General features: G+C 48.9%; 7 protein-coding genes. 3 read left to right on the forward strand and 4 right to left on the reverse strand.

Annotated features, from left to right (window positions below):
• Positions 1-117: 117 nt before the first annotated feature.
• From mpl to NQX30_07440, 4 genes are read right to left on the reverse strand one after another with little or no spacing between them, the layout of a single operon-like run.
• Positions 118-1,491: a UDP-N-acetylmuramate:L-alanyl-gamma-D-glutamyl-meso-diaminopimelate ligase gene (mpl, locus tag NQX30_07425; GenBank protein ID MDM5148185.1), complete on the reverse strand. Its 1,374-nt coding sequence runs from the start codon at positions 1,489-1,491 to the stop codon at positions 118-120.
• A 23-nt stretch (positions 1,492-1,514) separates the two neighbouring features.
• A complete protein-coding gene (dnaQ, locus tag NQX30_07430; GenBank protein ID MDM5148186.1) occupies positions 1,515-2,210 on the reverse strand; it encodes a DNA polymerase III subunit epsilon in 696 nt (231 codons plus the stop codon).
• A gap of 4 nt (positions 2,211-2,214) precedes the next feature.
• Positions 2,215-2,664, reverse strand: coding sequence for a ribonuclease HI (gene rnhA, locus NQX30_07435; protein ID MDM5148187.1), 450 nt, complete (start codon positions 2,662-2,664; stop codon positions 2,215-2,217).
• Positions 2,661-3,377, reverse strand: coding sequence for a class I SAM-dependent methyltransferase (locus NQX30_07440; GenBank protein MDM5148188.1), 717 nt, complete (start codon positions 3,375-3,377; stop codon positions 2,661-2,663). Before NQX30_07440 ends, rnhA begins: the two co-directional genes overlap by 4 nt.
• 8 nt (positions 3,378-3,385) lie before the next feature.
• Here NQX30_07440 and gloB point away from each other — a divergent pair, with 8 nt between their 5' ends.
• From gloB to NQX30_07455, 3 genes are all read left to right on the forward strand, one after another.
• Complete coding sequence (gene gloB / locus NQX30_07445) at positions 3,386-4,150, forward strand: hydroxyacylglutathione hydrolase (GenBank protein MDM5148189.1); 765 nt, start codon at positions 3,386-3,388, stop codon at positions 4,148-4,150.
• 112 nt (positions 4,151-4,262) lie between these two features.
• Positions 4,263-4,562 (forward strand): sarcosine oxidase subunit delta, encoded by a 300-nt coding sequence (locus NQX30_07450; GenBank protein MDM5148190.1) that lies wholly within the window; start codon positions 4,263-4,265, stop codon positions 4,560-4,562.
• Positions 4,559-7,133: 2Fe-2S iron-sulfur cluster-binding protein (locus NQX30_07455; protein MDM5148191.1), on the forward strand; the 2,575-nt coding region annotated here is incomplete at its 3' end. The genes NQX30_07450 and NQX30_07455, both read left to right, overlap by 4 nt.

Below are 7,133 nucleotides of genomic sequence, written 5' to 3' on the forward strand. Positions count from 1 at the left end.
TAATGCAAGGTTAGCTGTAAATAACGCTTGGCGTTGGCTATTTAGTTTTGTGGTGAATTAAGTATTTAAATATTTATTTAATTCATTGAAATAACGGCTATTTAGTTTTGTTATGAATTAAATATCTAAACCGCTATCTGGATGTAAACGACTTTTTTCTAATGCATCCATCAATTTTTTTGGTAGCTCACCAAAATCACCATTAGACATTAACAATATACAGTCACCAGGGCGTATTTCTTGCAATATATGTGCCAATGCCATATCTGCATTTGTACAAATAGTAGCTTTGTCGCCAAGTATTTTGAGTGCTTTTTCTAGCCACGGTTGCGTACCGACGGCAACGATTTTTTCGGCGGCAGCTAACGATTTCGGTAGTTCCTCTGCAAATATGCCGGCTTTCATTGTGTTGGAGCGCGGCTCAAACACCGTGAGTAACCGCCTGTGGGGCTCTGCTTCCGCTAGCGCTTCCAGACTTTTTCGGTAAGCGGTGGGGTGGTGACCAAAGTCATCATATAAGACTACGTCACCGACATTCGTCAATTTTTGTAGTCGCCGTAACGGTGGCTTAAAGTCGCGTAGATAATCGCCAACGTGAAGCGGCTTTACACCGACAAAGGCCGCTGCTGCTGCTGCTGCGACAATATTGTCACGGTTTGCAGCTCCCGCCAATGGTGGCACAAAACGGCAACATTCTTCACCGTCGTGCCATATCGCCATTTCTTTTCCATGCCATCGCCATTGCCAATCGCCGGTTTCGCCAAAGGTAACGGTCGGACAATACGCACCTATTTTTATGGCAGAAGCTAAGTTAGCGTCATCGGTGCGAGCTATTGCCAAGCCGTCAGCGGGCAGAAGGCGCAATAAATAATGAAATTGTTTCACAATTTCGCCAACATTGGAATAAATATCAGCATGATCAAACTCTAAATTATTGAGTACTGTTACCGTTGGTCGATAATGTAAAAACTTCGGGCGTTTGTCAAAAAAGGCAGTGTCGTACTCGTCAGCTTCAATAACAAAAAAAGGCGACGTCCCCAGTCGTGCCGAAATGTCAAAGTTTTGTGGTAATCCACCCAGTAAAAAACCAGGCGCAAAACCTGCCCGTTCTAGCAGCCACAGTAGTAGCGAAGTGGTTGTGGTTTTGCCGTGTGTGCCAGCAACGGCCAAAACCGTACGTGATGACAGCACTTTCTCTCCCAGCCACTGTGCACCGGAAATATACGGCCGGCGTTCCAGCAACACCGATTCCATCAGTGGGTTGCCGCGCGATACAGCATTACCCACTACATAACAATCTGCCGGACGAGTCTCCACCGTGGCGTCGTAGCCGGTAAATAAGGGCACTCCCAGCGCTTGCGCTTGTGTTCCCATTGGCGGATAAAACGCAGCGTCGCTGCCGCTTACGGTATATCCCATTTCTTTGGCAATGCGTGCCGCACCCGCCATGAAAGCACCGGCAATACCGATAAAATGTAAATGCTCGCTCATTTATTAATTAAAATAAACATAGATTACTGTTGCCAGAGCGGGCGTACACCGGTTTCTTTTTCCATCGTGTCCAGATAGGCGTTATGAGCAGCGATTTCCTCTTCACTAGCTGCAAAAAAACGCACCGGCACGGCTTTTTCAGGCGTGACAGAAGCGCGTATTGGCGACAGTAGCGACATTCTCATGGCAAGTTGTCCGCGCGTCATGTGTAGATACACTTCTGCTAATAATTTAGCGTCTAGCAAAGCATTGTGTTTGGTGCGTTCCGAGTCGTCCACACCGTAATGTTTGCACAAATCTTCCAGCCGGTGACGACGTAAAAACGTATTTTGTCGGCGCGATAAATTAAGCGTACACAAGACATTGTGTGTGATGTTGCGTACTGGCGGCATATTTAGGCGTTCAAATTCGGAGTCTAGAAAATCGCAGTCAAAAGCAGCATTGTGAATGATGAGTTCGGCATCACGCAGAAAATTTTGTAGAGCGAGGGCAATTTCGGCAAACCGCGGTTTGCTAGCGAGAAACTCGGCGCCCATGCCGTGTACCCGTTCAGCGTCGGCATCAATGTCGCGTTCAGGATTGCAATAAGCATGAAACTGCCCTTCCGTACCATTAATAGCGTGACGATTTTCGTATGCCAGTGCTACGACTTCAATAATGCGATGTCCTTCAGCTGGCTTTAATCCAGTGGTTTCAGTGTCTAAAAAAATCTGTTTCATACGGTCATGATGTCTGCTCTAATAATTGTTGGACGCCTTGATTGGCAAGTTTATCGGCGAGGTTGTTGCCTTCGCAATCGGCATGTCCACGTACCCATTGCCACTCAATGTGATGTTGTTTTGCAGCCTCGGCGAGTTGTCGCCACAAATCTGCATTTTTGACCGCCTTACCTGATGCGGTGCGAAATCCTCGTCGTTGCCAATTGTCAAGCCATTCCGTCATGCCGCGCTGTAGATATTGCGAATCGGTGCGCACTTGAACTCGGCAGGAGTGCTTGAGTACCGCTAAAGAATTAATGACGGCGGTCATTTCCATGCGGTTGTTAGTGGTGTTTTCTTCGCCACCGCACAATTGCTTTTCTTGGTCATCCCATTGCAACACCGCGCCCCAGCCGCCGGGACCAGGATTGCCTTTGCAGGCGCCGTCGGTATAGATGATAACCGGTGTGCTCATACGTTTCGTTGCTGCCGCTTTGGTTCAACTGCCGGTAAGCGCCGTGGCAGGCGGTTTTTGCTAAAGTGGGGAATAATCACCCGCATTCCTAGACGATGTTTGACGGCACTAATAAAATATACGCCACCACACAGCGGCCACCAGCGGCGGCCAGCTTTTTCCATCCATCCCATGCGTCGGCGAGCTTCTCGGCGATACAGTGGTGGCAAAAACACCGCAAAACGACCCTCTACTACGCTCATATCAAGCAGTGCCAACCAATCTTTAATTCGCCGTAGCGTCAACCAACGTCCGCGCCACGGTAATGACGTTAGCCCTACCGAGGCACCCAGTAAGCTTATTGGATTGAAGCCAACAATGAGTAACCGCCCATCGGGGCGCAGTGCTCGCACCGCCTCGCGCAAAACGGCGTGTGGTGCATCAGCGGCGTCTAGTGCGTGCTGTAGCACAATAAAATCCACCGAATCGTCGGCAAATGGTAACGCTGTACTATCGGCGACAATATGTCCGTTAATGCCAATAATTGCGTGATTACGTACTGGCGCGCGACGAGTCATCGGGCGATGTGTGAGCCCTAGTTGCAGGGCAAAAAATCCAAAAGAGTCGCGCACCATGCTATTGCAATAACGTTGTTCTTGTGCCAGTACCCAGCGACCAAAACCGGATAAAAACCAAGAATCCGCATTGCTTTTTGCAGTTGATTGTATTATCATAAGAGAGAATGATTAAAGTCAGTGTTATTTCAGCATTAAAGGATAATTATATCCACTTGTTGTCGATGGCGAAGGGCGCTGTAGTTATTGATCCCGGTGAAGCCTCACCCGTACTGGCTACTTTAACACGCGAAAATTTGACATTGGAAGCCATCGTGCTTACCCACCGTCATTATGATCATGTTGACGGTGTTAGCGAGCTTATCGTGCATTACCCGAATGCTATCGTTTACGCTCCCGCTGGTTGCGATGTTGAGTCCGCGCACATTTGTGCTGAGGGTGACAATATCACGTTACTGAATGATTCACTGATTTTGCGCACGCTGGCAACGCCCGGGCACACCAAAGAGCATGTCTCATATATAGGCGGTGGCATGGCGTTTTGTGGTGATATTGTTTTTGCTTGCGGTTGTGGGCGAGTGTTTGAAGGCACTTTGGCACAGATGTGCGATTCAGTTGGGCGCTTGGCGGCGCTACCAGATGAAACGTTATTGTACTGTGGGCATGAGTACACCGCTGCTAACATTCGTTTTGCCTGTGCCGTAGAACCAGATAATACCGATTTGCGGCGGCGGCAGGTAATGGTGGAAAAAAAACGCGGCGCAGGCATACCCACAGTACCTTTTACTGTTGCCGATGAAAAAGCATGTAATCCATTTTTTCGCTTGCGTGAGACAAACGTTATCCACGCGGCGCAAAAATATGCGGGTAAAACGTTGACTGGTGATGCCGCTGTTTTTAGCGCACTTCGCCGTTGGAAAGATTCTTATTAACATATTTCGTCTGCCGCAATACAAAATGTTTTTGTAGCAAAAATAAAGTAATATCGTCTACAACTGCCGTGATAAAATATTTCTACTTAATAATACCGACCACTAAACAAATATGCTACTGATTAATTGCCCTTGGTGCGGTGCGCGAGAGCAAACTGAATTTTCATATCACGGAGAGGCGCACATTGTGCGAGCGAAAAAAACAGAAGCGCTATCAGATGAAGAATGGGCGGATTATTTGTTTATGCGCACTAATCCCAAGGGAGTGCATTATGAACGTTGGATGCACGTTTTTGGCTGCCGTCGCTGGTTTAACGTAGCGCGACATACAGTGACTGGAGAAATTTACGGTTCCTATCAAATTGGTGACGACAAACCGGCAGCTGCCTTGGAAGCGCAAAAAAAACAATGAGTCAAAAATATCGCTTATCTACTGGCGGGTGTGTTGATCGTCAACGCCCGCTGACTTTTACGTTTAATGGCGAAACGCTACAGGGCTTCGCTGGCGACACGGTCGCTTCGGCACTTTTGGCGAACGGCGTTAATGTTGTTGGTCGTAGTTTTAAATATCGTCGTCCGCGCGGCATTGTTACTGCTGGACCGGAGGAGCCTAATGCCATATTTACTATTGGTAGCGGTGCACTGCACACGCCAAACGTGCGCGCAACATTAACCAAATTAGAAGATGGTATGACAGTGCGCTCGCAAAGCGGTTGGCCATCGGTAAATATGGACGTTGGTGCCGTGTTGGGAACAGTAGGAATGCTATTACCGGCGGGCTTTTATTACAAAACTTTCATGTGGCCACCAAAGCTTTGGATGTTTTATGAAAAAATTATTCGCCGCTTTGCTTTCGGCGGCAAAGCACCATCGGAAAACGACCCAGATGCGTACATTCATCACCACGCTCATTGCGATGTGCTTATTATCGGTGGCGGTCCAGCTGGTCTTGCGGCGGCACTGACGGCGGGAAAAAGTGGCGCGAATGTCATACTGGCGGAGATGAACTCGGAATTGGGTGGCGACCTGCTCAACGATGATGGTGAGATGCCAATCAATGGACAGTCGGCGGCGGATTGGTTGCGCGATGCTAAGCAAGTACTAAATGGAATGGAAAATACCACAGTAATTACCAGTACTACGGTGCAGGGTTATCATGACTATAACGCGCTGATTGCGATAGAAAACGTATCTCAGGGCAGCGGCAAATTGCGGCAACGGTTGTGGAAAATTCGTGCTAAACAAGTTGTCGTTGCCGCTGGTGCAATTGAACGACCACCAGTGTTTGCAGACAGTGACGTGCCCGGCGTGATGACAGCCAATGCAGTACGCACTTATATTAATCGTTATGGTGTGCTGCCCGGGCACAATATTCTTTTTTTTACGAATAATGATAGTGCTTACGCGGCGGCACTGGCAGCGGTGAATGCGGGAGCACGCGTAGAAGTTGCCGATATCCGTTGTAATGCGGATGGATATTGGCAGCAGCGTGCCCGCGATGCCGGTATTACTATGCGATTAGGATATGGTATTTGTGGAGTACGCCGTACTGGCGGGCTGCTGGCAACGAAGTTGGCGGAGTTGGCACCGGGAGGCGATGCGTTGCAAGCAGATAAGAATTTTTTGTCCCATGCCTACGATGCGATTGCCGTTTCTGGTGGTTGGACACCTACGGCACATTTGTTTTCTCAATCACGCGGCGAACTCGTATGGGACAAGCAATGTGGCGCTTTTATCCCCAGTAAGGCACACCCACTTAACTCTTGTCGTGCCTGTGGTGCCGCAAATGCGGTGTTTTCATTATCATCATGTTTACGCGAGGGCGCTGAGGTTGGTGCGGCTGCAGCAAATGCGGCTGGTTTTTCTTCCTCCGCTACAGCACCCACCACCACCCCCGCGCCACTGGAATGTGCCTCACTGTTCGTGCCGTTTGTTCCCACTTTCCATCCGTTGGGGAAGGGGCCGGGTAAACATTTTGTGGATTGGATGAATGATGTCACCGCTGCTGATATTATTCTGGCGGCGCGTGAGGGATATGAATCAGTAGAACATATGAAGCGTTATACCGCCGCCGGTTTTGGCACTGATCAAGGTAAAACTGGCAACATTAATGCACTGTGCTTGTTGGCTCATGTGCGTGGACAAGCGCCGGAGGATATCGGGCATACTACTTTTCGCCCGAACTATACGCCGATGCCTTTTGGCGCGATTACTGGGTTCAATCGACGTGAGTTGTACGCGCCAGTAAGGCGTACGCCGCTACATAGTTGGCACACGACTCGTGGTGCAGTATTTGAAGACGTGGGCGAGTGGAAGCGCCCCTGCTATTTTCCAACCGCTGGTGAAAACATGGCGGCGGCAACAGCTCGTGAATGCCGTGCGGCAAGGAATGAGGCGGGTATTATGGATGCCTCTACATTGGGAAAAATTGATATTCAAGGACCGGATGCGGCGGAATTTCTGGATATGATTTATACCAACAACATGTCATCGCTTAAAAATGGATACTGCCGTTACGGCATGATGTTGCGTGAGGACGGTATGATTTTTGATGATGGTGTTGCTATGCGGATTGATGACGGACATTTTCATATAACCACGTCTACCGGTCATGCCGCCAGCGTTATGAACTGGTTGGAAGAGTGGCTGCAAACTGAAAGACCAGACTTGCGTGTGTTTTGTACTAGCGTTACCGAACAATGGACTGTCATCGCCTTGGTAGGACCGAAAAGCCGTGATATTTTGTCTGCTGTTACCGATATTTCTCTGACAACGGAAGATTTTCCATTTATGTCCATGCGTGAAGGTGCGGTAGCAGGTGTGCGGGCGCGGGTGTGCCGTGTGAGTTTTTCTGGTGAGTTATCTTATGAAATTAATGTTCCTTCTCGCTATGGATTGCATGTATGGGAAACGTTAATGGCGGCGGGCGAACCACATCACATTACCCCTTATGGTACCGAAACGATGCGAGTATTGCGGGCGG

It is taken from the genome of Candidatus Persebacteraceae bacterium Df01 (assembly GCA_030386295.1).
GTDB lineage: Bacteria > Pseudomonadota > Gammaproteobacteria > Tethybacterales > Persebacteraceae > Doriopsillibacter > Doriopsillibacter californiensis.

Excerpts from the sequence above, each read along its gene's own strand:
- mpl (MDM5148185.1), bottom strand. The coding sequence starts at position 1,491 with ATGAGCGAGCATTTACATTTTATCGGTATTGCCGGTGCTTTCATGGCG.
- dnaQ (MDM5148186.1), bottom strand. The coding sequence starts at position 2,210 with ATGAAACAGATTTTTTTAGACACTGAAACCACTGGATTAAAGCCAGCT.
- rnhA (MDM5148187.1), bottom strand. The coding sequence starts at position 2,664 with ATGAGCACACCGGTTATCATCTATACCGACGGCGCCTGCAAAGGCAAT.
- NQX30_07440 (MDM5148188.1), bottom strand. The coding sequence starts at position 3,377 with ATGATAATACAATCAACTGCAAAAAGCAATGCGGATTCTTGGTTTTTA.
- gloB (MDM5148189.1), top strand. The coding sequence starts at position 3,386 with ATGATTAAAGTCAGTGTTATTTCAGCATTAAAGGATAATTATATCCAC.
- NQX30_07450 (MDM5148190.1), top strand. The coding sequence starts at position 4,263 with ATGCTACTGATTAATTGCCCTTGGTGCGGTGCGCGAGAGCAAACTGAA.